Annotated in this window: 28 protein-coding genes and 1 pseudogene; 22 read left to right on the top strand and 7 right to left on the bottom strand. The window is 65.0% G+C overall.

Annotated features, from left to right (window positions below; translation table 11 throughout):
- Positions 1 to 171 precede the first annotated feature (171 nt).
- From QUH67_RS05320 to QUH67_RS05365, 10 genes are all read left to right on the top strand, one after another.
- Positions 172 to 918, top strand: coding sequence for a YebC/PmpR family DNA-binding transcriptional regulator (locus QUH67_RS05320; RefSeq protein ID WP_300945605.1), 747 nt, complete (start codon positions 172 to 174; stop codon positions 916 to 918).
- Between the two features lie 209 nt (positions 919 to 1,127).
- Positions 1,128 to 1,655: a crossover junction endodeoxyribonuclease RuvC gene (ruvC, locus tag QUH67_RS05325; RefSeq protein WP_300945606.1), complete on the top strand. Its 528-nt coding sequence runs from the start codon at positions 1,128 to 1,130 to the stop codon at positions 1,653 to 1,655.
- Complete coding sequence (gene ruvA / locus QUH67_RS05330; RefSeq protein WP_300945607.1) at positions 1,652 to 2,269, top strand: Holliday junction branch migration protein RuvA; 618 nt, start codon at positions 1,652 to 1,654, stop codon at positions 2,267 to 2,269. The genes ruvC and ruvA overlap by 4 nt, the downstream gene beginning before the upstream one ends.
- A 44-nt stretch (positions 2,270 to 2,313) precedes the next feature.
- The gene (locus QUH67_RS05335; protein ID WP_300945608.1) at positions 2,314 to 2,733 is read left to right on the top strand and encodes a cytidine deaminase; all 420 of its coding nucleotides are present in this window, start codon (positions 2,314 to 2,316) and stop codon (positions 2,731 to 2,733) included.
- Complete coding sequence (gene ruvB / locus QUH67_RS05340) at positions 2,730 to 3,779, top strand: Holliday junction branch migration DNA helicase RuvB (RefSeq protein WP_300945609.1); 1,050 nt, start codon at positions 2,730 to 2,732, stop codon at positions 3,777 to 3,779. Before QUH67_RS05335 ends, ruvB begins: the two co-directional genes overlap by 4 nt.
- Before the next feature lie 89 nt (positions 3,780 to 3,868).
- Positions 3,869 to 4,270, top strand: a complete 402-nt coding sequence (locus QUH67_RS05345) for a hypothetical protein (RefSeq protein ID WP_300945610.1) — start codon at positions 3,869 to 3,871, stop codon at positions 4,268 to 4,270.
- 97 nt (positions 4,271 to 4,367) lie between these two features.
- A complete protein-coding gene (locus QUH67_RS05350; protein WP_300945611.1) occupies positions 4,368 to 5,279 on the top strand; it encodes a metallophosphoesterase in 912 nt (303 codons plus the stop codon).
- Positions 5,280 to 5,355: 76 nt separating this feature from the next.
- A complete protein-coding gene (gene ybgC / locus QUH67_RS05355) occupies positions 5,356 to 5,811 on the top strand; it encodes a tol-pal system-associated acyl-CoA thioesterase (RefSeq protein ID WP_300945612.1) in 456 nt (151 codons plus the stop codon).
- Positions 5,812 to 5,877: 66 nt separating this feature from the next.
- On the top strand, positions 5,878 to 6,345 hold the full coding sequence (locus QUH67_RS05360; protein WP_300945613.1) for a nuclear transport factor 2 family protein: 468 nt from the start codon (positions 5,878 to 5,880) through the stop codon (positions 6,343 to 6,345).
- Between the two features lie 4 nt (positions 6,346 to 6,349).
- A complete protein-coding gene (locus QUH67_RS05365; RefSeq protein ID WP_300945614.1) occupies positions 6,350 to 6,916 on the top strand; it encodes a TetR/AcrR family transcriptional regulator in 567 nt (188 codons plus the stop codon).
- A 185-nt stretch (positions 6,917 to 7,101) separates the two neighbouring features.
- On the opposite strand, the gene QUH67_RS05370 is transcribed toward QUH67_RS05365, so the two are convergent.
- The gene (locus QUH67_RS05370; protein WP_300945615.1) at positions 7,102 to 7,746 is read right to left on the bottom strand and encodes a glutathione binding-like protein; all 645 of its coding nucleotides are present in this window, start codon (positions 7,744 to 7,746) and stop codon (positions 7,102 to 7,104) included.
- 105 nt (positions 7,747 to 7,851) lie between these two features.
- On the opposite strand from QUH67_RS05370, the gene QUH67_RS05375 reads away from it, so the two are divergent.
- The gene (locus QUH67_RS05375) at positions 7,852 to 8,511 is read left to right on the top strand and encodes a TetR/AcrR family transcriptional regulator (protein WP_300945616.1); all 660 of its coding nucleotides are present in this window, start codon (positions 7,852 to 7,854) and stop codon (positions 8,509 to 8,511) included.
- A 15-nt stretch (positions 8,512 to 8,526) separates the two neighbouring features.
- Here the strand turns inward: QUH67_RS05375 and QUH67_RS05380 are convergent, their stop codons facing one another.
- Positions 8,527 to 9,789 carry an MFS transporter gene (locus QUH67_RS05380; RefSeq protein ID WP_300945617.1) on the bottom strand — a complete coding sequence of 421 codons (1,263 nt, stop codon included), beginning with the start codon at positions 9,787 to 9,789 and terminating at the stop codon, positions 8,527 to 8,529.
- A gap of 244 nt (positions 9,790 to 10,033) precedes the next feature.
- Between QUH67_RS05380 and QUH67_RS05385 the strand changes: the two genes are divergently transcribed.
- On the top strand, positions 10,034 to 11,056 hold the full coding sequence (locus QUH67_RS05385; RefSeq protein ID WP_300945619.1) for an MBL fold metallo-hydrolase: 1,023 nt from the start codon (positions 10,034 to 10,036) through the stop codon (positions 11,054 to 11,056).
- Positions 11,053 to 12,435, top strand: coding sequence for an MFS transporter (locus QUH67_RS05390; RefSeq protein WP_300945622.1), 1,383 nt, complete (start codon positions 11,053 to 11,055; stop codon positions 12,433 to 12,435). The genes QUH67_RS05385 and QUH67_RS05390 overlap by 4 nt, the downstream gene beginning before the upstream one ends.
- Here the strand turns inward: QUH67_RS05390 and QUH67_RS05395 are convergent.
- Positions 12,432 to 13,403: a 2-hydroxyacid dehydrogenase gene (locus tag QUH67_RS05395; protein WP_300945625.1), complete on the bottom strand. Its 972-nt coding sequence runs from the start codon at positions 13,401 to 13,403 to the stop codon at positions 12,432 to 12,434. The two genes, QUH67_RS05390 and QUH67_RS05395, sit on opposite strands and share 4 nt — an antisense overlap.
- Positions 13,404 to 13,573: 170 nt before the next feature.
- On the opposite strand from QUH67_RS05395, the gene QUH67_RS05400 reads away from it, so the two are divergent.
- The 6 genes and pseudogenes from QUH67_RS05400 (at position 13,574) to QUH67_RS05425 (ending at position 16,874) form a co-directional block, all read left to right on the top strand.
- Positions 13,574 to 13,786: a hypothetical protein gene (locus QUH67_RS05400; protein ID WP_300945626.1), complete on the top strand. Its 213-nt coding sequence runs from the start codon at positions 13,574 to 13,576 to the stop codon at positions 13,784 to 13,786.
- A gap of 90 nt (positions 13,787 to 13,876) precedes the next feature.
- A complete protein-coding gene (locus QUH67_RS05405) occupies positions 13,877 to 14,245 on the top strand; it encodes a YciI family protein (RefSeq protein ID WP_300945627.1) in 369 nt (122 codons plus the stop codon).
- The gene (locus QUH67_RS05410) at positions 14,242 to 15,513 is read left to right on the top strand and encodes an RNA polymerase sigma factor (RefSeq protein WP_300945628.1); all 1,272 of its coding nucleotides are present in this window, start codon (positions 14,242 to 14,244) and stop codon (positions 15,511 to 15,513) included. The genes QUH67_RS05405 and QUH67_RS05410 overlap by 4 nt, the downstream gene beginning before the upstream one ends.
- A 148-nt stretch (positions 15,514 to 15,661) precedes the next feature.
- Positions 15,662 to 15,798 (top strand): annotated as a pseudogene (locus QUH67_RS05415) (DoxX family protein); the annotation flags it as partial.
- Positions 15,799 to 15,825: 27 nt separating this feature from the next.
- Positions 15,826 to 16,362, top strand: a complete 537-nt coding sequence (locus QUH67_RS05420) for an SRPBCC family protein (RefSeq protein WP_300945629.1) — start codon at positions 15,826 to 15,828, stop codon at positions 16,360 to 16,362.
- Between the two features lie 98 nt (positions 16,363 to 16,460).
- On the top strand, positions 16,461 to 16,874 hold the full coding sequence (locus QUH67_RS05425; protein WP_300945630.1) for a VOC family protein: 414 nt from the start codon (positions 16,461 to 16,463) through the stop codon (positions 16,872 to 16,874).
- A gap of 119 nt (positions 16,875 to 16,993) precedes the next feature.
- Here QUH67_RS05425 and QUH67_RS05430 read toward each other — a convergent pair whose 3' ends face one another.
- Together QUH67_RS05430 and cobT are read right to left on the bottom strand one after the other, a co-directional pair.
- Positions 16,994 to 17,425 carry a hypothetical protein gene (locus QUH67_RS05430; RefSeq protein WP_300945631.1) on the bottom strand — a complete coding sequence of 144 codons (432 nt, stop codon included), beginning with the start codon at positions 17,423 to 17,425 and terminating at the stop codon, positions 16,994 to 16,996.
- 71 nt (positions 17,426 to 17,496) lie between these two features.
- Positions 17,497 to 18,513: a nicotinate-nucleotide--dimethylbenzimidazole phosphoribosyltransferase gene (gene cobT / locus QUH67_RS05435; RefSeq protein ID WP_300945632.1), complete on the bottom strand. Its 1,017-nt coding sequence runs from the start codon at positions 18,511 to 18,513 to the stop codon at positions 17,497 to 17,499.
- 61 nt (positions 18,514 to 18,574) lie between these two features.
- Between cobT and cobS the strand changes: the two genes are divergently transcribed.
- Positions 18,575 to 19,333 carry an adenosylcobinamide-GDP ribazoletransferase gene (cobS, locus tag QUH67_RS05440; RefSeq protein ID WP_300945633.1) on the top strand — a complete coding sequence of 253 codons (759 nt, stop codon included), beginning with the start codon at positions 18,575 to 18,577 and terminating at the stop codon, positions 19,331 to 19,333.
- Positions 19,330 to 19,896, top strand: a complete 567-nt coding sequence (locus QUH67_RS05445; RefSeq protein ID WP_300945634.1) for a histidine phosphatase family protein — start codon at positions 19,330 to 19,332, stop codon at positions 19,894 to 19,896. The genes cobS and QUH67_RS05445 overlap by 4 nt, the downstream gene beginning before the upstream one ends.
- A 90-nt stretch (positions 19,897 to 19,986) precedes the next feature.
- Here QUH67_RS05445 and QUH67_RS05450 read toward each other — a convergent pair whose 3' ends face one another.
- Together QUH67_RS05450 and QUH67_RS05455 are read right to left on the bottom strand one after the other, a co-directional pair.
- On the bottom strand, positions 19,987 to 20,775 hold the full coding sequence (locus tag QUH67_RS05450) for an SDR family NAD(P)-dependent oxidoreductase (RefSeq protein WP_300945635.1): 789 nt from the start codon (positions 20,773 to 20,775) through the stop codon (positions 19,987 to 19,989).
- A gap of 183 nt (positions 20,776 to 20,958) precedes the next feature.
- Positions 20,959 to 21,456 (bottom strand): winged helix-turn-helix transcriptional regulator, encoded by a 498-nt coding sequence (locus tag QUH67_RS05455; RefSeq protein WP_300945638.1) that lies wholly within the window; start codon positions 21,454 to 21,456, stop codon positions 20,959 to 20,961.
- Positions 21,457 to 21,640: 184 nt separating this feature from the next.
- Here QUH67_RS05455 and QUH67_RS05460 point away from each other — a divergent pair, with 184 nt between their 5' ends.
- A complete protein-coding gene (locus tag QUH67_RS05460) occupies positions 21,641 to 22,294 on the top strand; it encodes a glutathione S-transferase family protein (protein ID WP_300945640.1) in 654 nt (217 codons plus the stop codon).
- The last annotated feature ends 3 nt before the right edge of the window (positions 22,295 to 22,297 follow it).

Raw genomic sequence — 22,297 nt, forward strand, 5'->3', positions numbered from 1 at the left:
ATCCTCTCATCCGAGCATGAAATCATGGTTAACAACTGCCTGATATTTTGGTGGGCGGGCACTACTTTAGTCGCCGACTCCGTCCCAAATCTTTGATTTTGCCTGATTGTCGGCCTATAAGGCCGCGCTTTCACCCCACATTCCCACCGGACGAATCCAAGAGAGCCCTGCATGGCCGGCCATTCCCAGTTCAAGAACATCATGCACCGCAAGGGCAAGCAGGATGCCCAGAAGTCGAAACTGTTCGGCAAGCTGGCGCGGGAAATCACGGTGGCGGCCAAATTGGGCACCCCGGACCCGGCCATGAACCCGCGGCTGCGCGCGGCCGTGATCGCGGCGCGCCAGGAGAACATGCCGAAGGACAATATCGAGCGCGCCATCAAGAAGGCGACCGGCGGCGACAGCGAGAGCTACGACGAAATCCGCTACGAGGGCTACGGCCCCGGCGGCGTTGCCGTGATCGTCGAGGCGCTGACCGACAACCGCAACCGCGCCGCCTCCGACATCCGCTCCTTCTTCACCAAGTCCGGCGGCAATCTCGGCGAAACCGGCTCGGTCGCCTTCATGTTCGACCGCACCGGCATCATCGAATATGATTCCAGCAAGGCCTCCGACGACGCGATGCTGGATGCCGCGATCGAGGCCGGCGCCGACGACGTGATCTCGAGCGAGAGCGGCCACGAGATCTACGCCTCGCAGGAAACTTTTCGCGAGGTGGCCAAGGCGCTGGAAGCGAAATTCGGCGAAGCCCGCAAAGCGGCGCTGACCTGGAAGCCGCAGAACACGGTCGCCGTCGACGACGAGACCGGCGAGAAGCTGTTGAAGCTGATGGACCTCTTGAACGAGCACGACGACGTCCAGAACGTCTACGCGAACTTCGAGATTTCGGATGCGCTGGTCGCGAAGATGGGCGGATAGTACCCGGCGTTACTCCCACGCCGTCGTCATCACCCAGCTCGACGGGCGATCCAGTATTCCAGAGACGTCCGTTATCGACCGAAAAGCCTCGGCGTACTGGATCCCCGCCTTCGCGGGGACGACGAGCGAAAGTGGGGCGAGCTCTAGAGGCAGGGGATTTCCGTTCTCTTTATGTTTCGTTCATCCCCCTCTGGCGTTATCACTACGCCATGACACCCCCACCGATTCGCCAACCCGTCCGGATCATCGGCATCGACCCCGGCCTGCGCCGCACCGGCTGGGGCGTGATCGAGACCGAGGGCAACCGCCTCGTGTTCATCGGCTGCGGCTCTGTGGAGCCGCCGGACGATCTGCCGCTGGCCAGCCGCCTGCTGGCGATCCATGAGGGGCTTGCCGCCGTGCTCGGCGATTTCCGCCCGGCGGAGGCCGCGGTCGAGCAGACTTTTGTCAACAAGGACGGCGTCGCCACGCTGAAACTCGGCCAGGCCCGCGGGGTTGCCATGCTGGCGCCCGCGATGTTCGGGATATCGGTTGCCGAATACGCGCCCAACCAGGTGAAGAAGACGGTGGTCGGCGCCGGCCACGCCGACAAGAACCAGATCGCCGTCATGCTGAAGATCCTGCTGCCGAAGGCAGACCCGAAATCCGCCGATGCCGCCGATGCGCTGGCGATCGCCATCACGCACGCCCATCATCGCGGAGGCATAGCGCTTCGGCTGAAGGTGGCGAGCCTATGATCGGCAAGCTCAAAGGCCTGATCGATTCCTACGGCGAGGACTATGTGATCCTCGATGTCGGCGGAGTCGGCTATCAGGTGCATTGCTCGTCGCGAACGCTGCAGGCGCTGCCGTCGTCCGGCGAGGCCGCCGTGCTCTCGATCGAGACGTACGTGCGCGAGGACCAGATCAAGCTGTTCGGCTTCCGCACGGATACCGAGCGTGAATGGTTTCGCCTGCTGCAGACCGTGCAGGGTGTCGGCGCCAAGGTCGCGCTTGCCGTGCTCTCGACGCTGCCGCCGGCCGAACTTGCGAACGCGATTGCGCTGCGCGACAAGGCCGCGGTATCGCGGACGCCCGGGGTCGGCCCGAAAGTCGCCGAGCGCATCGTGAGCGAATTGAAGGACAAGGCGCCGGCCTTCGCCAATGTCGATCCGGCCGTGGTGCATCTCGCCGGCGCGCTCGACGACCAGCGCGCGCCGCGCCCCGTGACGGACGCGATTTCCGCGCTGGTCAATCTCGGCTACGGCCAGCCGCAGGCGGCCGCCGCGATCGCCGCGGCGTCGCGCAGCGCGGGCGAGAAGGCCGAGACGGCACAGCTGATCCGGCTGGGCCTGAAGGAATTGTCGAAATAGACTGGCGTCGGGTAGCCGCCGACCGAAGGAACGCACTCACCACCATGCCGAGCAAAAAAGACCAGGAACTGATCGATGCCGCCACCAAGGCCATCAGCCGGCGCTATCGCAACGATTGGCAGGAGGTCGGCGCTGCCATGCGCACGCGCGACGGCCGTATCGTCACCGGCGTCAATATCGACGCCTATATCGGCCGGATCGCGGTCTGCGCCGAGGCGATCGCCATCGGCCGTGCCATCACCGAGAAAGGCGACCACGGCATTGAGACGATCGTCGCCGTGCGCCATCCCAAGCCCGGCGAGCCCGGCAAGATCGCGGTGGTTTCGCCGTGCGGCATCTGCCGCGAACTGATCCACGACTATGACGCCAAGGCGCGCGTCATCGTCCCAGACAACGGCAAGGCGCCGAAAGTCGTGACCATCGGCGAACTCCTGCCCAACAAATACAAGCGGGGCAGCGAGTGAACACGCCCTCGCGCATCGTCACACCCGAGCGCCGTTCCGACGATGTCGGCGACACCGTGCTGCGCCCGCAATTGCTGTCGGAGTTCGTCGGCCAGGCGCAGGCGCGGAAAAATCTCTCGATCTTCATCGAGGCGGCGCGCAAGCGGGGCGAGGCGCTGGATCACGTGTTGTTCGTCGGTCCGCCCGGCCTCGGCAAGACCACGCTGGCGCAGATCGTGGCGCGCGAACTCGGCGTCGGCTTTCGCGCAACGTCAGGTCCCGTCATAGCGAAGGCCGGCGATCTCGCCGCGCTGCTGACCAATCTCGAAGAGCGCGACGTGCTGTTCATCGACGAGATCCATCGGCTCAGCCCGGCGGTCGAGGAAGTTCTCTATCCCGCGATGGAGGATTTTCAGCTCGACCTGATCATCGGCGAGGGACCGGCGGCGCGTTCGGTCAAGATCGATCTGGCAAAATTCACGCTCGTCGGCGCCACCACGCGCGCCGGGCTTTTGACCAATCCGCTGCGTGATCGCTTTGGCATTCCGGTGCGGCTGAATTTCTACACCGAGGAAGAGCTGGAAAAGATCGTCAGCCGCGGCGCCCGCGTGCTCAACGTCGGCATGACGCCCGACGGCGCCAACGAGATCGCGCGCCGCGCCCGCGGCACGCCGCGCATCGCCGGCCGCCTGCTGCGCCGCGTGCGGGATTTTGCATCCGCTGCGGATGCCAGCTCGATCGACCGCGCCATCGCCGACCACGCGCTGAGCGCGCTGGAGGTCGATGCCGCCGGCCTCGACGCGATGGACCGGCGTTATCTCACGACCATTGCGATGAACTACGGCGGTGGGCCGGTCGGCGTCGAGACCATGGCGGCGGCACTGTCGGAGCCGCGCGACGCCATCGAGGACATCATCGAGCCGTTCCTGATCCAGTGCGGCTACCTGCAGCGCACGCCGCGCGGCCGGCTGCTGACCTCGCACGCCTTCCGCCATCTCGGTCTTGCCGAGCCGGCGCGCGATCCAGCACAGTTTGGGCTGTTCGGCAACGGCGACAGCGACGACTGATCGCTTCGAACCCGATCGTTGCCGCGATGCACTAACGGCCAAATGCCAGGCGCGCTTCAGCGTCGGGTTTGCTGCCGTGGGGTGCGAGTATGGGTTCAATCGAAGACGCTGACATGCTCGTCTTCATCGCGGCGGTGCCGGAACGGGCGACGTCCGACGAGACGGAAGCCTTTTTTGACGCCATGCCGATCGTCGAACTTGCCTCGATGTGGGCCGAACTGCAGCGTCCGGGCCAGCGCGCGCAGAATGGCGCCGTCTGGCCGGCGGTTCTCTATTTCGACCGGCTGCCGCACAGGCAGCCGGATCGCGCGCTCGATCTTGTGCGCGAAGTACTGCGTTCCCAGCTCGACAAGCGCGACGACCAGTTCATGCGGTCGCTGCTTTATGCCTATGGCGTCGCTGCGATCGGCCAGATCGGCGGCGCCTCGCAAACCCGCGCGCCCGACGAATTGAAGGCACGGCTGGATCCGCTGGTGGGACAGGACGGCTGATGAGAAGCTGCTGGAGCTCTGCTGGCGATCTGCACAAGCGCACCGCAATTCAGGCTCAATCCGTCACCATCCTTGCGATGCATCACGAGCGGATCAAATGTTAACACGCCGTCATTTTCTGCAAGGCATCGGTGGGCTGGGTGCGGTGGGCGTCTCGACCGCTGCGTATGGGTTTAGTGCACCGGTCGTGCGGCTTCGGGTTGCGCGCTACCATATCTCGCCGCCGCAATGGCCGGTAGGCTTCAAGCTCCGGATCGCCGCGATCGCCGATCTCCATGCCTGCGATCCCTGGATGTCGCTCGATCGTGTCCAGGCGATCGTCGAGCGCACCAATGCGCTCAAGCCCGATATCGTCGTCATGCTCGGCGACTACGTGGCCGGGCATCGCAAGGTGACGCGGTTCATTCCGGATGCCGAATGGGCCGCCGTGCTGGCCGGCCTGAAGGCGCCGCTTGGCGTGCATGCGGTGCTCGGCAATCACGACTGGTGGGAAGACAAGGAAGTGCAGCGGACGGGGCATGGATTGCCGTTAGCGGGCCGTGCGCTGCAGGCGGCCGGTATTCCGGTTTACGAGAACGATGCGAAGAAGCTCAGCAAGGACGGCCATTCGTTCTGGCTCGCCGGTCTCGGCGATCAACTGGCCTACATCCCGGCGCGCCGCTTCCGGCCGCTCAAGCGCATCGGCGTCGACGATCTCGGCGCGACGCTGGCGAAGATCACCGACGATGCCCCCGTCGTTCTGATGGCGCATGAGCCCGATATCGCGCGGCGCGTGCCTTCGCGCGTCGCGCTGCAGCTTTCCGGGCATACCCATGGCGGCCAGGTGCGGATGCTGGGCTGGTCGCCGGTCTCGCCGTCCGGGCAGCAGCTCGCCTATGGCCATATCAAGATGAACTGCGACGTCGTCGTCTCCGGCGGCCTCGGCTGCAGCATCATGCCGTTCCGCCTCGGCGTTCCCCCGGAAATCGTGCTGGTGACGCTGGGCGCGCCACGGCCGGCGGTGGCGTAACGGAACCTTGCCGCGCTTGCGTGCCGGGCTGATTTTGCGCAAAAGCGGGGCTTTCCAGCGCGATCAGGGACCGCAAGTGACATCACCTATTCTCGACGGCGAGATCCGCGACGGCCGCCATCACATGCAGGTCCGTGTCTATTACGAGGACACGGACTTCTCCGGCATCGTCTATCACGCCAACTACCTGCGCTTCATGGAGCGCGGCCGCACCAATCATCTGCGGCTGATGGGCGCGTCGCAGCATGCGCTGTTCGAACAGGCGCTGGAGGAGACGCCGGGCTTTGCCTTCGTCGTGCGCTCGATGGAACTCGATTTTCTGCGGCCAGCGCGCATGGACGACGTGCTCGACGTGGTGACATGGCCGGTCGCGGTGAAGGGCGCTTCGATCACGCTTGCGCAGGAAGTACGGCGCGGCGACGAGGTTCTGGTCAAGGCCGCGGTGCGGGTCGCCTTCATCAGCGAGGGGCGGGCAAAGCCGATCCCGAAATCGTTGCGGCTGCTGATGAAGGCCGATCTCGCGCCGGAGTAATTACCGATTGACTCTTTGTACCGATCGGTACAACTTCCGGAAGTTGCCCACTCCCGGAGAAGCCACATGTCGCGTCCGCCGCTGCCGCCCTTCACCCGCGAAACCGCCGCCCAGAAGGCGCGCATGGCGGAAGATGCCTGGAATTCGCGCGATCCGGTCAAGGTTTCGCTGGCTTATACCGAGGACAGCCGGTGGCGTAACCGCTCCGAATTCTTTCAGGGCCGCGAGGCGATCGTCGCCTTCCTCACCCGGAAATGGCAAAAGGAGCATGACTATCGGCTGATCAAGGATCTATGGGCGTTCGACCAGAACCGCATCGCCGTGCGTTTCCAGTACGAATGGCACGACGATGCCGGGCAGTGGCATCGCTCCTACGGCAACGAGCAGTGGGAGTTCGACGAGCACGGCCTGATGCGGCGGCGCGAGGCCAGCATCAACGATTTAGCCATCAAGGACAGTGAGCGCCGCTTCCTCTGGCCGGCGCCGGGTCCGCGCCCGGCCGATGTCGCAGGCCTCGGCGAAAGCCCGCTGTGACGCCATGCTGAAGCGGGGCGCCGAGCGCAGGGATGTGTTGCGCGCGCTGGGCGAGGTGTTTCGCGCGCACGGCTATGAGGGCGCCTCGCTGACGCTGATCACGGACGCCACCGGGCTCGGCAAGGGCAGTCTCTACAATTTGTTCCCCGGCGGCAAGGAGCAGATGGCGGCCGAGGTGCTGGCCGATATCGACACCTGGTTCGAACTCAACATCTATGCGCCGCTGCGCGAGGCGGAGAATCCCGCGCGGGCCATCGCCGCGATGATCGCGGGCGTCGACCAGTACTTTCATTCCGGCAATCGCGTCTGTCTGGTCGGGTTAGTGGCGCTTGGCGCGGCGCGCGACACCTTTGCCGAAGCGGTCGATGGCTATTTTGCGCGCTGGCACGCTGCGCTGGCGCAGCTCCTGCGCCGATCCGGCTTGAGCCGAAGCCAGGCGCAGCGGCGCACGGAAGACGCGCTGTTGACGATCCAGGGAGCACTGGTGCTGGCGCGGGCGCGCGACGACACCGGAATCTTTCGCCGGGCACTGAACGACCTGACGGCGCGATTGCTCGCGCCGCCGGAGTGATGGCTGCGATCACGATGTCGCCCCTGCGAACGCAGGGGCCCATACCGCGCGATCTATCGATGAAGCGCCGGAGCTGACGCTACGCCGTGTTCAACACTGCTGTCGCGCGCAGTAGCGTGCCCTGCCGATCCGGCGCGCCGTATGGGTCCCCGCGTTCGCGGGGACGACGTGTTGAGAGATACGGGCTACGCCGCCGCTTTGTGGCGGGCGAGTTCGGCCTTGTACAGTTCGAACTCCTCGGCGACCGCTTTGGCGATGCTGGGGCGGGTGCGCAGTCGCTCGTGATAGGCCTTCACATTGGGCCATTTCGCCAGTTCGATCGGCGGCGTCGCCATCGTCCAGTTGATGATGGTGACGAGGTAGGCGTCGGCCACGCTGAAATGATCGAGCAGGAATTCACGGCCTTTCAGGTAGTTTTCGAGATAATCGAGCCGCGAGAAATTCTTGCCGAGCGCATAAGTCTTCGCCTCCGGCGGCGCGGTCTTGTCGAGCAGCGGCACGAACAGCGCCTTGTGCAATTCAGTGCCGATGAAGCAGAGCCATTGATGCAGGCGGCTGCGTTCCTCGGCCGAGGCAGCCGAGATGCCGGCTTTCGGAAAGCGGTCGGCGACATATTGCAGGATCGCCGCGTTCTCCGTCAGCACCGTGCCGTCGTCGGTGCGCAGCGTCGGCACCAGGCCGAGCGGATTGACCTGGCGAAAATCCGAGCCGTCCTTTCGCACCAGCTTGGTCTTGGGATCGACTTCGAGATAATTGGCCTCGGCGCCGGCTTCATACAGCGCAATCCGTGTCGCCAGCGAGCAGGCGAGCGGCGAGAAATAAAGATCCATGGGTTACCTCCTTGGCGGTTAATCAATCCTGCCGCGCAGGCCGTGCGGGATTGATTATTATACTGTTCCGCATAATATAAATCGGGTCAAGGAATTTATTGCGATATGGTACAAAAAAGTAAAAAGCCGCCCGTGCCGAGGATCGACGATCCCGTGCCGCCAAAGCGCCGCGGCCGGCCGCGCGCCTACCAGCCGGAGGTCGCGCTCGGCAAGGCGCTCGACCTGTTCCGCAAGGACGGCTTTGCGGCGACCTCGCTCGACGATCTTTCCGCTGCGACCGGCATGAACCGGCCGAGCCTTTACGGCGCGTTCGGCGACAAGCGCGCGCTGTTCATCAAGAGCTACCGGCGCTATCGCGAGGACGCGCGCGCCGCCATGGGCAAGATTTTTCTCGACGAACTTCCGATCCGTCGCCGGCTGGAGCGGATTTATTCGGTGGCGCTCGATATCTACCTGTCCGGCGAGTCCGGCCCGCGCGGCTGCTTTACGGTCATGACGGCAGCGTCCGAGGCGGTGCACGATCCCGATATCCGCGCCATGGTGATGGAAGGTTTTACCGAACTCGACAAGGCCTTCGCGGCCTGCTTCCGGCGGGCCAAAGAGAACGGCGAATTGCCCGACAGCGCCGATCCGGCCGTGTTGGCCCAGCTCGCTTCCGCCACCCTCCACACCATCGCCATCCGCGCCCGCGCGCAGACGCCGCGCAAGGAGCTGGAATCGATCGTCAAGGGCGCGCTCGACGTGATGCTCGGCGCGGTGAAATAAGCCGCGGACGCGACCTTAATGCGCAGCGCTTAACGTCGGACGCTGGTAGCGCAGCCACAACACGGCGCAGGCCGCGGCCAGCATCAGCAGCATCGAAAACCAGTTGAGCGGCTGCCAGCCCCAGCGCTCCTGCAGAAAACCCGCCATGAAGCTCGATGTCGCGGTCGTGCTGAACACCAGCAGGTCGTTGAGCGCCTGGGTCTTGCCGCGTTCGTTCGGGCGGTAGCACGTCGTCACCAGCGTGGTAGCGCCGACGAACAGGAAATTCCAGCCGACGCCGTTGACGGTCAGCGCAATCCTGAAATTCCATTCGGTCATGCCCGACAGCGCCGCGACCACGCCGGCCAGCATCAGCGCCACGCCCCAGGCCATGACCGTCGTGGCGCCGAACCGGTTGATCAGATTGCCGGTGAAGAACGACGGCACGAACATGCCGAGCACATGCACGAAGATGACCCAGTGGGCCTCTGAATGCGGAAATCCACAGCCGACGATGGCCAGCGGCGACGCGCTCATGATGAAGGACATCGTGCCGAACGCCAGCATGCCGGCCATCGCCGATGCGACGAAGCGCGGTTGGCTGGCGATCTCCAGCAGCGGCCGCGGCGGCGCGATGGCCTCAGCCGGGCTCGCCGTCGGCGGGGCGGCGGCGACCGATGGGAAGCTGATGAAGGACATGATCGTGAAAACGATCAGATGCAACCCGAGAATGGCGGCATAGGTCGCGACGTACAACGGCATCGCCAGATCATGCGTCACGCGCACCAGGCTCGGCCCGATCACGGCGGCGGCGACGCCGCCCGCGGTCACCCATGAGATCGCCTTGGCGCGGTAGTGGATCGGGACCAGCTCCGCCGCGGCAAACCGATACATCTGCAGACAGGCGACCGCGTAGCCGAGGACGAGCCCGCCGCCGCACATGACGAGGAAGTTGGCGGTGTACAGACCGATGCACATCACGGTGGCGCCGGCCATGCCGAACAGCGAGCCGACGCGGAAGCCGATGCTGCGGCCGATGCGCTGCATCAGCAATGCGGCCGGGAACACCCAGATCATCACGCCAAGATGCTGCATCGTCACCGGCAGATTGGCGAACTCGGGATGATGATAGAAGGTGATGACCGACAGCCCGGTGGCCGCGAACATCATGGTGTTGCAGGATTGGCCGACGGCCTGGCAGCAGGTGAGCAGCAGGAGATTGCGGCGGGTGCGCCGGTCGAGCCCCGGTTCCGGATCGGTTTCAGGCTTGAGCCCGGATTCTGGATTCAGCGCATCCATTATTGTTCTTGCCCAATCGCTCCGGGATGCCGCGCGGCGCAGAGTGCGCGAGGCGGCGCCCGACCTTGTCGGGGAAAAGCGGCTGCCGCTCAAGGAAAAAGAGGAATATTTTTGCTGCCGGGGCCTGCGTGGAAAGCATAACAGTCTCTCCGGCGTTGATGGGTCGCTCAAATCGCGTAAGCTCGCCAAAATGTTCGCGCCGGACGCCGGCCCAAAAGCATGAAAAGCAGGACAGGGGACAGCGATGGCCGATGATCTGAAATTCACGGTCCAGCGCCCGCCAGCCTATGGCGAATTGACGGATGTGCTGCCGGGATTGTTCTGGGTACGGCTGCCGATGCCGAACGCGCCCAATCACGTCAATTGCTGGCTGCTCGACAACGGGCCTGATTGGACGATGGTCGACTGCGGCTACAATACCGACGACACGTTCGAGATGTGGGACAAGCTGTGGCGCGGTCTGCTGCGCAGCCGTCCATTGCAAAACCTCGTCTTCACGCATGCGCATCTCGATCATTTCGGCTTGGCCAGTTTCTTTGTGAAGGAAACGAAATGCGCGGTGCGCCTGCCATTGGCCGAATGGCTCAACGCATGGAAGCTGTGGCACGAGCGCGAGGAGGGGCCGGACGAGCAATTTGCGGTCTTCATGAAGCGCAACGGGGCCTCCGACGACGACGCGACGAGGATCGTGGGAACCCAGCGCCCGTCGAAATATCTCGGCCTGCGGCCGCCGCGCGAATTCATTCGGATTCGCGACGGCGATGTTGTCGCGATGGGAAAGCGCGAGTGGCGGGTGATCACGGCCGGCGGCCACTCGGTCGAACACGCGCTGTTCTATTGCGAAAGCGACAAGATCCTGATCGCGGGCGATCAGGTCCTGTCGCATATGACGCCCTCGGTGATCACGCCATCGGCGCAGCCGGAGGCCAATCCGATGAAGGAATATCTGGATTCGCTGGCGCGGCTCGAGACGCTGCCGCCGGATACGCTGGTGCTGCCGTCGCACGGCCTGCCGTTTCGCGGGCTTCATGACCGCCTGGCGCAGTTGCGTGAACATCATCAGGCACGGCTCGACGACGTGGCCTCCGTCATCAGCGGTAAGACCCATGCGTTTGCGATAGCGCAGGAGGTATTCCCGCGGGTGCTGTACGCCAATCCGCGTCAGGCATTCGGCGAATCGCTGGCGCATCTGAACATGCTGGCCTCGCTCGGGCGGCTGTCGCGCGATGTCGACGCCGATGGCGCGATCACGTTTGCGCCGGCGTGATTACCGAACCTGGTCTTCCCAAGGCGCCGGCCGGCCTGTTTCGCTCCAGGGGCTGGCAGGTCGCCATGATCGGGCTGGGGACGGCGACGGCGCAGCTCGATACGTCGGTGAATATCGCGTTCCCCGCCATCACCCGTGGCTTCGATCTCGGCATCGCCGACATCCAGTGGGTGGTCATCTGTTACGTGCTGACCTACGCCAGCCTGCTGCTGACACTCGGGCGCGTCGGCGACACCGTCGGCCATGCGATCGTCTTTCGTGTCGGCCTGGTCTGGAGCGCGGCGGCGTTGCTGTTCGTCGGTGGCTCGCCGAGCTACGGGGCGGTGCTGGTTTTCCGCTGCCTGCAAGGTGTCGGTGCGGCGCTGGTCTTGAGTTGCGGCGCGGCGTTGGTGACATCGCTCTATGGCGAGGAGCGGCGGAGCCGGGCGCTCGGTGTCTATACCATGATGATGGCGTTCGGATGGATGCTGGGTCCGCTGCTGGGCGGTGCGTTGACGGCCGTTTGGGATTGGCCCGCGGTATTCTGGTTCCGGATTCCCATCGCCGTCGGTGCACTGCTGTTGTTGCGCGGGCTGCCGGTATCGCCGCTGCAACGCGCCGGCGATCGCCTCGATATTGTGGGCGGCATCGCGCTGGTTCTGGGCCTGGTGACAATGCTGCTGGCGATCAACCGCGTGCGTGAATTTTCCGCCGTCTGGTTCGCGTTGCTATCCGCGGCTGCTTTCGCCGCCTTCATCGTCCGCGAGAGGCGCGCGGCGCATCCCATCATCGCGATCGACATTCTCCGGCTGCCGGGATTCGCGCTGCTCAATATTGTGAGCGTGCTGGCCAATCTTGCGGCCTTCTCGGTCTGGCTGCTGGTGCCGTATTTTCTGGCGCGCGCTCCCGGCTATGCGCTGGCCGCGAACGGCGCGATTCTGGCTGCGGCTGCTGCGGGGGCGGTGCTGGCCGCGCCGATCGCCGGCCGCCTCGTTGGGCGAACCATTTCAGCCGAGCAGCTCGCGGTCTTGGGGGCGCTAGCCATCGGCGCAGGTCTCGTACTCATCAGCACGTGGACGGAGCAAACGCCGACCGCGCTGCGGGTCGCCGGGCTCATCGTGCAGGGCGTCGGCCTTGGCCTGTTCCAGCTTGCCTATTCGGATATCGTCACGGCCGCGCTGCCGCTGCGGGATCGCGGCGTCGCCGGCAGTCTCGTCCTCCTGACGCGAACGCTGGGAACGGTGACCGCTGCCTCGATCGTGCTGATGGTGTTCGAAATCCTGCAGCAGCACGACAGCTTCCTCGAAGCCTTCCAGCAGACCTTTCAACTGGCGGCCTTGCTGGCATTTGCCGCTGCGGGTTTGTTGGCGTTGTCGCCCCGCAGGACCGGAACTTCCTAATACCCCCGTCCGCGGTCCACCACATTCTCCAGCGCGCCGCCGGCCTCGAAGCGCGCGATCTGCTCCGCGACGTATTTCGATATTTCGTCGGCATCGGTATCGGCGGCATTGTGCGGGGTCAGCACTACCTTCGGGTGGGTCCAGAACGGACTGTCCGTGGGCAACGGCTCGGTGGCGTAGACGTCGAGCGAGGCGCCGCCCAGCGTGCCGTCGTTCAGGCTTTGCAGAATGTCGGCTTCGTTCTGCAGGCCGCCGCGGCCGGCATTGATCAGGACCGGCGCGCCGAGCGGGCTGCTGCGATTGAGTTTTTCGAACAGCGTGCGGTTGAGGACGTGGCGGGTCCCGGGCGTCAGCGGCAGCAGGCAAACAAGAATATCGGTCCGTCGGAGGAAGGTGTCGAACTGCGCTTCGCCGTGAAAGCAATCGATGCCGGTAAGCGTCTTCGGGCTGCGGCTCCAGCCCGCGACGCGAAAGCCGATACGCTTCAGCGCATCGGCTGCATCCGCCCCTAGCGTGCCGAGCCCCATGACGCCGACCGAGATCGCGCCCGCCGCCCATTGGAGTTTGGGCGCCCAGCGCTTGGCGCGCTGTGACTCCCGCAAATAGAGTTCCTGCCGGTGGTGCATCAGCACGTGCAGCACGACATACTCCGTCATCCGCGCGGTGAGGTCGGTGACGGCCACGCGCACCAGCGGCACGTCGGGCAGGGAGCGGTCCGCCATCAGCGCGTCGACGCCGGCGCCGAGGTTGAAGATGACACGCAGGTTGGGAAAGGCGGCCAGCTCGCCCGGCTGCGGCTTCCACACTGCAGCGTAATGCACCTCGGCCGGATCGAACGAGTCGCCAGGCAGCAGGCGTACGGGGCGATCCGGGCAGACGCCCTCGAACCGGCCTTTCCAGCGCTGCGGCGACCAGTTGTCGGTCCCGCCATGCACCAGAATGGCGAGCGCACCTTTGTTCTCTGTCATTTTCTTGGCCGTCCCTTTCGTGCCGTCACGGGCGTGACCCGTCTCACATCGTCGATCGAACCGCTTCTCTAGCCTCCTTTCGGTGAACAAGGGAGACGCCAGGTGCGCGGAATGACCCCGGCCGACGAGCAAATTGCACGCCAGATTGCCGCGCGACGCGGCTTGATCGGATGATACCGGCCTTCTTCACCGCGGTCGCAGTGGTGTCGCTGGCGGTTTGCTGGCGCAACGACCGATGCAAGGGCATGACCCGGATCGAAATCTTCCGGATGCGGATGAAGACCCTGTTTCTGGTTCTCGTCCTGTGCAGCCTTTGTTCCAAGGTCGCCGTCCACACCTACCGGCATTTCAATCCGCCGCCGGCTGCGATCGTCGGCCCCTGAACGTCTGCGGAACCTCCGATAATTTCTTCGACCCACCTGTCGGCGACAGGCATAATCGTTCGTCATCATGACAATGGAGATGCCGGCCCCATGCTATATGCCATCCTTTGCTATCACGACGAAGATACCGTCGGCTCCTGGACCAAGGAGCAGGACGCCGCGGTCATGCAGAAGCTTTCCGTCGTGCAGGACAAGCTCACCCAGCAAGGCCGGCTCGGCCCGGTCGCCCGCCTGCTGCCGACGACGGCGGCGACCACGCTGCGCAAGGAAGACCCGCCGCTGGTGCTGGACGGCCCGTTCGCCGAAACCAAGGAGCAATTGCTTGGCTTCTATGTGGTCGACTGCAAAAACCTCGACGAGGCACTGGATGTCGCGCGCGATCTCAGCAGGGTCAATCCCGGCGGCGCCTATGAAATCCGCCCGGTCGGTCACTTCACACCCGGGAGCGTCAAGCCGTGACCGATACCGCCTGGATCGATGCCGCCCTGACCTCGGCACGCCCCCAGGCTGTCGGCGCGCTCTTGCGCTATTTCCGCAATCTCGACACCGCCGAGGAGGCGTACCAGAACGCCTGTTTGCGGGCGCTGAAGAGCTGGCCGCAGAACGGCCCGCCGCGCGATCCCGCGGCGTGGCTGATCATGGTCGGCCGCAACGTCGCGATCGACGACATCAGGCGCAGCAAGAAGCAGGAGGCGTTGCCCGACGACGCGGCGATCTCTGACCTCGACGACGCCGAGGAGCAACTCGCCGAACGGCTCGACGGCTCGCACTACCGGGACGATATTTTGCGGCTGTTGTTCATTTGCTGTCATCCGGACCTGCCGGCGACGCAGCAGATCGCGCTGGCGTTGCGCATCGTCTCGGGGCTGACCGTGAAGCAGATCGCGCGCGCCTTTCTTGTATCGGACGCCGCGATGGAGCAGCGCATCACCCGCGCCAAGGCACGGGTCGCCGACGCCGAGGTGCCGTTCGAAACGCCCGGCGCAGTGGAGCGTTCCGAGCGCCTCACCTCCGTCGCCGCCATGATCTATCTGATCTTCAACGAGGGCTATTCGGCCTCGGGTGATACCGCCGAGATCCGCAGTCCGCTGTGCGAGGAGGCCATTCGCCTGGCCCGGCTGCTGCTGCGGCTGTTCCAGAGCGAACCCGAGATCATGGGGCTGACCGCGCTGCTGCTGATCCAGCATGCGCGCGCAGCCGCCCGCTTCGACGCGGGCGGCGCGGTGATCCTGCTCGACGATCAGGATCGCTCGCTGTGGAACAAGTCGCTCATCGCCGAGGGGTTGGCGCTGATCGACAAGGCGATGCGTCATCGCCGCAGCGGGCCCTATCAGGTTCAGGCCGCGATCGCCGCACTGCATGCGCGCGCCGAAACCCCTGCGGATACCGACTGGACCCAGATCGACCTGCTCTATGGCGCGCTCGAGATCATGCAGCCGTCGCCGGTGGTGACGCTGAATCGCGCGGTCGCGGTGTCAAAGGTGAAGGGACCGCAGGCCGCGCTCGACATGATCGAGCCGCTGGCACAACGGCTGTCGAACTATTTTCATTTCTTCGGCGTGCGCGGTGCCTTCCTGATGCAGCTCGGCCGCAACGACGAAGCCCGCACCGCCTTCGACCGTGCCATTGCCTTGGCGAACACCTCGGCCGAAGCCGCCCACATCCGCATGCACCTTGATCGCCTGCAGCGCGACAGCCAGCCCCGCGGCAAGAAGTCGGGGAAGTAGGCTATCGTCGCGCACGACGGACGCTAAATCCCAAAATTTTTCGCTCTTCCTGTCGGCCCCCGCCCGCCCCGTTCGTCTTCAATCCGAACCGCCATTCACGACACGGAGAACCAGTCATGACCGTCATCGCTGACACACCTTCTGGGCCGCGATGGCTTCGCATGTGCGGATCGGCAGTCCCTTGTTTACGCACACGCTGTTCGGACTTTATCTCGGCCGATGGTATGGGGTGGGCTGTGGCTGCGCGACCGGAATCTGCAAACCTTGATCCCGTTTCGCCGCTGACGCGCGGCAACATGTGTGGAGCTCGTCATGTTTGATGTCGTCGTCATCATCGCCGTCATCCTGGCGGTCGCCATCGCCGCGGTTCTCGTTCTCGCAGCGACCAAGCCGGATACGCTGCGTGTGCAGCGTTCGATCGATATCAAGGCGCCGCCGGAACGGATATTTCCGATGGTTGCGGACTTTCATCAATGGCTGAACTGGTCGCCTTACGAGCAGAAGGATCCGGCGATGAAGCGCAGCTATGACGGCGCGGAGCGCGGCGAGGGCGCGGTTTATGCCTGGAATGGCGACAAGAACGTCGGTTCAGGACGCATGGAAATTCTCGAGGCCGCCGAGCCGCAAAAGATCGTCATCAAGCTCGATTTCTTCACGCCGTTCGAAGGCCACAATACCGCCGAGTTCACAATGCTGCCGCAGGGCGATGTCACCCACGTCACGTGGCTGATGCATGGTCCTGCGCGCTTCGTGACCAAATTGGTTCAGGTGTTCTTGAACCTGGACAACATGATCGGCAAGGATTTCGAGGCCGGTCTCGCCAATCTGAAGCGGATCACCGAAAAATGAGTTTCGCCGCAATGACCCCGGAGCAGCAGCGCATCGCTCTATGATGTGCTGCATCCGGGAATGCAATACACACTGATTGACAACCCAAGGAGCCCCCGATGCAAGTCAACCCCTATATCTTCTTCAACGGCAATTGCGAGGAAGCTCTCAGCTTTTACCAGAAGGTGCTCGGTGCGCTGATCGAGGCCAAGATGCCGTTCGGCGACGGGCCTGCCGACATGCCGGTCGCGGCGGATTGGAAGGACAAGATCATGCACGCCCACGTCACCATCGACGGCGAGGTGCTGATGGCGTCAGATGGCATGCCGGGCGACTATCAGCAGCCGCAGGGTTTCCGCATCGCGCTCCAGGTCGAGGACCCGGCGGAAGCCGAGCGCCGCTTCAAGGCGCTCTCCGAAGGCGGCTCGGTGCAGATGCCGTTCGGCGTGACGTTCTTCTCCAACGGCTTTGGCATGTGCGTCGACAAGTTCGGCATCCCCTGGATGGTGAACAGCCCGAAGGACTTGATGTAGCGGCAGATCGGCAGCGCGCGGCAGATTGCGTATGGGGTTGGGTCGGGCGAAGCCGTAACCCACCCCTGGGGCGGGGAAGTTGGCGGGGTACGCTGCGCCAGCCCACCCTGCACGAAATCTCACCTGCACCTTGGGTACATCGCCGCGAGTTCGCGCCCGCGCAGCAGCAGCAGCCGCGAGGTCAATCCGCCGCGGCGGGCGATCCACCGTCGCACTGGCTCCGGATAAGCGGCCTCCACCTCGCGCGAGGCTTCCGGCTCCGCGTACATCCGGCCGCGGCGGTCGATCGAGCGTGCGGCGTGAAATCCCAGCACCGCGCGGCGGGTCACGCAGATTCGCTCTTCCGGTATCGTCATCAGCACCAGCGTGCACGCCGACAGGCAGGGCCCGTCGATCACCACGCGCTCGCCGGACTGACGAACGCGCTCGAACATTTCAAGAAACGGCCCGACCGCGCCGCCGGGGCTCGCCAGAATGCGAATTTCGGCCCGCGCAGGCAGGATCGCCGCCAACAGCGCGGCGGACCCAACGACACCTCTGATGAACGCCATTCGCACGCGCGGCTCCCTTGTCAGACGGAATGCCCTTGCCCAGTTACGCTGAGGTATGTGGCAAGGTTTCGTCAATCCCCCGCGCCGGCGACGCCGGCTTCGGCGAAAGTCGCCATCCCGGCGTGACAGGCGAGCGCGGCGCGGGCCAGCAGGATTGCCACGCCGGCTCCCGAGGCCTCGCCGAGCCGCATGCCGAGGTCGAGCAGCGGATCGAGCTTCAACTCGCGCAGCAGGTCGCCGTGGCCGGATTCGGCCGAAACGTGCCCGGCGCGGCAATGATCGAGCGCACGGACGTCGAGACGCGCGAGCGGCAGCACTGCCGACGTTGCGACGAAGCCGTCGAGTATCACCGGAATGTGACGCCGCCGCGCGGCGAGCACGGCGCCCGCGATCGCCGCGAGTTCACGGCCGCCGAGGTTTACCGCCGCCGCCAACGGGTCGCCAAGGACGTCGCGGTGGAAATTCAGCGCGGCCTCGATTGCCGCGCGCTTGCGGGCCAGCCCTTCGTCGTCGACGCCGGTGCCGCGGCCGGTCCAGCGCGCCGCGCCGCCGCCGAGCAGGGCCGCGCACAGCGTCGCCGCCGTCGTGGTGTTCGCAATCCCCATCTCGCCGACCGCCAGCAGGTCGCAATCGTCGGGTAGAGTGCGGAAGCCGATATCGACCGCTGCGAGAAACTCGTCCACGCTCATCGCCGCGGCCTCCGTGAAATCGCGCGTCGGACGTTCGAGCTCGATCGGCACCACATGGAGTTCGGCGGCCGCAGCTTTTGCGATCTGGTTGATGGCTGCGCCGCCGGCAGCAAAATTCGCCACCATCTGCGCGGTGACAGCCTGCGGATAGGCGGATACGCCGCGCGAAGCGACGCCGTGATTGCCGGCGAACACGGCGATCGCGACGCGGTCCAGCCGCGGATTCTCGCGTGCCTGCCATTGCGCGAGCCAGATCGCGAGTTCTTCGAGGCGGCCGAGGCTGCCCGGCGGCTTTGTCAGATTCTGCTGGCGCTGGGCTGCTAAATCGGCGAACCGCTGTTCGCCGCCGGGCAGGTCGCGACAGAAGGCGCGGATGTCGTCTAGACTGGCGAAGCGCATGCGATTCCTTCGGAGGCATCGTGAGGGGCGCGCAAGCTAGACCAATTCTCCGGACATCTCCATGAATGAATGGTTCGACGATCTCAAAACCGCCGTCGCGTTCCTGACGCGGCTGCCGATGCCGCATCCGGACGGCGCGGTCCCTGCGAATTTCGTGCGCGCGCACCGGATGTTTCCGGTGGTCGGCGCGCTGATCGGCGCGGCAGTTGGATTGCTATGTATCGGCCTGCGATCCATTGGCGTGCCGGATCTGGCAGCGGCTGCGCTTGCGCTGGGCGCCAGCGCGCTTCTGACAGGCGCGTTGCACGAGGATGGGCTGGCCGACATTGCCGACGGATTCGGCGGTGGCCGCACGCGCGAATCCAAGCTGGAGATCATGCGCGACAGCCGGCTCGGCACCTATGGCGCCATGATTTTGCTGGTGAGCTTTGCCGCGAAATCGTCGGCGCTGGCGGCCATCCCGAGCGGCTACGTCGTGCCGAGCCTGATTGCCGCACATGCGTTGGGCCGCGGCGTCCTGCCGGCGATGTCGCTGAATCTGCCCTATGCGCGCAAGGATGGATTGGCCCGCAACGCCGGTCAGCCCGATACGGCGACGGCGGCCATCGCCGGCGGATTGTCGCTGCTGATCGCGCTCTCGTCGCTGTCGTGGAGCAACGCGCTGTTCGCGGCGCTGCTGGCCGGCGCGAGCGCGCTCGTGATGTCGTGGCTGGCGCTGCGGCAGATCGGCGGCCAGACCGGCGACGTGCTCGGTGGCGCCGAACAGGTCGCCGAGACGGCGATTCTCGTCCTGCTTGCCGCGAGATTGGCGCAGCCATGAACGGGCCGACGCATCTCTGGCTGATCCGCCATGCGCCGGTCGATGGGCCGCGCGGCGTGATTCACGGACCCGACGCGCCGGCCGATCTCGGCGATGCCGCGCGCTTCGCCGCGCTCGAGGCAAGGCTGCCGGCAAACGCATGGGCCGTATGCAGCCCTGCGCGCCGCACGCGGGAGACGGCCGATCGGCTGGGCCTCGTTGCAGCCGAGCAACCCGCCTTTCGCGAGCAGGATTTTGGCGCCTGGACCGGACAGCGTCACGAGGAACTCGAACGTGAGCTCGGCCCGGCCTATCGCGAGTTCTGGAAATCGGCCGCCAGCAACCGGCCGCCCGGCGGCGAAAGTTTTGTCGATCAGATCGCGCGCGCCGGCGATGGGCTTGCGCTGCTGCCGGCGGGCGAGGCGATCCTGGTCGTGCATTCCGGCACCATCCGCGCCGTGCTCGCCATCGCGCTCGATCTCGCGCCCGAGCACGCGCTGCGCTTCGTGATCGACCCGCTGTCGTTGACGCGTATCGACAGGCTCGAGAACGGCTGGCGCGTGGTGGCGGTCAATACTGCGTAGGGTGGGCAGAGCGAAGCGTGCCCACCATTCAGTCGTCATCAGATAGATGGTGGGCACGTCGCTCCGCGCCTTTGCCCACCCTACGAAGTCCTACCCGTTTCGCCGCGCGCCGCGCAGCGTCGGGAGGCCGATGCCGGCGGCATCAAAGCCACCGTCGACGGCGAGGATCTGCCCGGTGATGTAGCTGGAGCGATCGCTGCACAAGAAGAAGATCGCTTCCGCCAGTTCCTCTTCCAGGCCGTAACGATTGAGCGGAATCGCGTCGTGATAGTCGGCGCGGATTTCCGGGGTATGGACCTGTTTGGCCATCGCGGTTTCGACCGGGCCGGGCGCCACAGCGTTGACGCGGATGCCGAGCGAAGCAAGTTCGACGGCGAGTTGCTTGGTGAGATGGGCCAGCCCGGCCTTGCTGGTGCCGTAGGCCGATCGCAGCGTCGAGGCGCGCACCGCCGATATCGAGGTGATGTTGACGATCGCGCCGCCACCGTGCTCGCGCATCAGCGGCGCCGCCGCCTTGGTGCAGAGGAACGGCCCGGTGAGGTTGACCTGCAGGATGCGGCTCCAGTCTTGATCGGAGGTTTCGAGGATCGGCGCGAACACCGCGACGCCCGCATTGTTGACCAGTGCGTCAAGCCGGCCGAAGCGCGCGCCGACCGATGCCACGGCGTTCGCCACCGCCTTGGCATCGGAGACATCGCAGTGCAGTTCCAGCGTATTGTCCGAATCGGCAATGCCGGCGATCGCGCCACGCAGCAGTTCGCCCTCGATGTCGAACAGCGCCACCTGCCAGCCCTCGGCGAGAAAGCGCCTCGCGGTCGCGAGCCCGATGCCGCGCGCGGCGCCGGTGACGAGAGCAACTTTTTTGGGAGAGGAGGGCATGAGCGGGTCCGTGGGCGAGAGAAAGAATTCCCGCACCTATAACCCAAGCCCTGTACGGTGTCCCGGCGGCAATGATGCGGGAATTTGGCGCGTCCCCCGGGCAGCCGCTGTGATGCGTGCCCTGGATTTCGCCGAGCGGGTCGCCGAGGGCCTTGAGGCAATGGTTGTTGGCGCGAAGCGAAGCTATCGTCCGTTCACAACGCTTTCATAGGCCGCCTGCAGGCGCGCACCGACCGACGGGCCCGGCCGCTTGCTCCGCTTCGCGCCGAGATGGCTCTCGCGCAGTTCGTCCATGAACTCGGCCCATAATTTCGGTCCGCCATCGCGCAGCAGCCGCGCGCGAATGCCGAGTTCCTTGCTGACCGGAAGATATTTGTAACCCCAGGCCGCCATCTGCGCGAGAACGGGCAACAGCTCGATGCCCTGTTCGGTCAGCGAATAGATTCCCTTCTGCTTGTGCGTGGGATCGTCCTCGCGGGTGATGATGTTTTCATCGAGCAAAGTCTTCAGCCGGTCGGCGAGAATGTTGGAGGAGATGCCTTCCTCCGATTTGGTCAGAAGTTCGCGAAAATGCCGCCGGTTGCCGAACATCATGTCGCGGATGATGAGCAGGCTCCATCTGTCGCCGAGCACTTCCAGCGAGAGGTTGATCGGGCAGCCGGAGCGGGTGGTGTCGGCCATTGATGGTTCCAGGCGGGGCAGGACACCCTCGGAAAACTGCTTGCAATATTGCATCGGTTATCTCAAGATACAACCGGTTGCAAAATGCAATCGGTATGAAGAGATGCTGGCATCCGCGACCAATGTCGGCGTGCCCGCCCGTCGATCGTCTTGCTGGTAAGGCCTGTCAAAACCGGAGATTTTCATGTCGCTGACGCTGCACTTCCACCCGCTGGCCTCGTACTGCTGGAAGGTGCTGATCGCGCTGTACGAGAACGACATTCCGTTCACGCCGAACCTCGTCGATCTCGGCAACCCGGCCGAGCGCGCCGCGCTGGTGAAGCTGTGGGGGATCGGAAAGTTTCCTGTGCTGTGCGACGAGGCGCGGAACGAGACCGTGCCGGAATCGAGCATCATCGTCGAATATCTGGACCGCCACTATCGCGGTGCCACCCGGTTCATTCCGGACGATACCGGACGTGCCTTGCAGGCGCGGCTGCGCGACCGCTTCTATGATCTCTACGTGCATCTGCCGATGCAGAAGATCATGATCGACCGGATGCGGCCTGCCGACAAGCGGGATCCGCTCGGTGTCGAGGAAGCCCGCGCGCAGTTGCGGACATCCTACGCGATGATCGAGCGACAGATGGCAACGGGCGGTTGGGCGGCTGGCCAGGATTTTGGCCTCGCCGACTGCGCCGCGGCGCCGTCGCTGTTCTACGGCAGCATGGTGGTGCCGTTCGAGCAGACGCAGACACATCTCACGGGCTATTTCGAACGGCTGAAAGCGCGCCCCTCGTTCGCGCGGGTGGTGCGGGAGGCGGAGCCGTATTTCAACATGGTGCCCAAAGAGTCATGACCG

The organism is Bradyrhizobium roseum, assembly GCF_030413175.1.
Lineage (GTDB): Bacteria > Pseudomonadota > Alphaproteobacteria > Rhizobiales > Xanthobacteraceae > Bradyrhizobium > Bradyrhizobium roseum.

Excerpts from the sequence above, each read along its gene's own strand:
- QUH67_RS05320 (WP_300945605.1), top strand. The coding sequence starts at position 172 with ATGGCCGGCCATTCCCAGTTCAAGAACATCATGCACCGCAAGGGCAAG.
- ruvC (WP_300945606.1), top strand. The coding sequence starts at position 1,128 with ATGACACCCCCACCGATTCGCCAACCCGTCCGGATCATCGGCATCGAC.
- ruvA (WP_300945607.1), top strand. The coding sequence starts at position 1,652 with ATGATCGGCAAGCTCAAAGGCCTGATCGATTCCTACGGCGAGGACTAT.
- QUH67_RS05335 (WP_300945608.1), top strand. The coding sequence starts at position 2,314 with ATGCCGAGCAAAAAAGACCAGGAACTGATCGATGCCGCCACCAAGGCC.
- QUH67_RS05345 (WP_300945610.1), top strand. The coding sequence starts at position 3,869 with ATGGGTTCAATCGAAGACGCTGACATGCTCGTCTTCATCGCGGCGGTG.
- QUH67_RS05350 (WP_300945611.1), top strand. The coding sequence starts at position 4,368 with ATGTTAACACGCCGTCATTTTCTGCAAGGCATCGGTGGGCTGGGTGCG.
- QUH67_RS05360 (WP_300945613.1), top strand. The coding sequence starts at position 5,878 with ATGTCGCGTCCGCCGCTGCCGCCCTTCACCCGCGAAACCGCCGCCCAG.
- QUH67_RS05365 (WP_300945614.1), top strand. The coding sequence starts at position 6,350 with ATGCTGAAGCGGGGCGCCGAGCGCAGGGATGTGTTGCGCGCGCTGGGC.
- QUH67_RS05370 (WP_300945615.1), bottom strand. The coding sequence starts at position 7,746 with ATGGATCTTTATTTCTCGCCGCTCGCCTGCTCGCTGGCGACACGGATT.
- QUH67_RS05375 (WP_300945616.1), top strand. The coding sequence starts at position 7,852 with ATGGTACAAAAAAGTAAAAAGCCGCCCGTGCCGAGGATCGACGATCCC.
- QUH67_RS05380 (WP_300945617.1), bottom strand. The coding sequence starts at position 9,789 with ATGGATGCGCTGAATCCAGAATCCGGGCTCAAGCCTGAAACCGATCCG.
- QUH67_RS05385 (WP_300945619.1), top strand. The coding sequence starts at position 10,034 with ATGGCCGATGATCTGAAATTCACGGTCCAGCGCCCGCCAGCCTATGGC.
- QUH67_RS05395 (WP_300945625.1), bottom strand. The coding sequence starts at position 13,403 with ATGACAGAGAACAAAGGTGCGCTCGCCATTCTGGTGCATGGCGGGACC.
- QUH67_RS05400 (WP_300945626.1), top strand. The coding sequence starts at position 13,574 with ATGATACCGGCCTTCTTCACCGCGGTCGCAGTGGTGTCGCTGGCGGTT.
- QUH67_RS05405 (WP_300945627.1), top strand. The coding sequence starts at position 13,877 with ATGCTATATGCCATCCTTTGCTATCACGACGAAGATACCGTCGGCTCC.
- QUH67_RS05420 (WP_300945629.1), top strand. The coding sequence starts at position 15,826 with ATGTTTGATGTCGTCGTCATCATCGCCGTCATCCTGGCGGTCGCCATC.
- QUH67_RS05425 (WP_300945630.1), top strand. The coding sequence starts at position 16,461 with ATGCAAGTCAACCCCTATATCTTCTTCAACGGCAATTGCGAGGAAGCT.
- QUH67_RS05430 (WP_300945631.1), bottom strand. The coding sequence starts at position 17,425 with ATGGCGTTCATCAGAGGTGTCGTTGGGTCCGCCGCGCTGTTGGCGGCG.
- cobT (WP_300945632.1), bottom strand. The coding sequence starts at position 18,513 with ATGCGCTTCGCCAGTCTAGACGACATCCGCGCCTTCTGTCGCGACCTG.
- cobS (WP_300945633.1), top strand. The coding sequence starts at position 18,575 with ATGAATGAATGGTTCGACGATCTCAAAACCGCCGTCGCGTTCCTGACG.
- QUH67_RS05445 (WP_300945634.1), top strand. The coding sequence starts at position 19,330 with ATGAACGGGCCGACGCATCTCTGGCTGATCCGCCATGCGCCGGTCGAT.
- QUH67_RS05450 (WP_300945635.1), bottom strand. The coding sequence starts at position 20,775 with ATGCCCTCCTCTCCCAAAAAAGTTGCTCTCGTCACCGGCGCCGCGCGC.
- QUH67_RS05455 (WP_300945638.1), bottom strand. The coding sequence starts at position 21,456 with ATGGCCGACACCACCCGCTCCGGCTGCCCGATCAACCTCTCGCTGGAA.
- QUH67_RS05460 (WP_300945640.1), top strand. The coding sequence starts at position 21,641 with ATGTCGCTGACGCTGCACTTCCACCCGCTGGCCTCGTACTGCTGGAAG.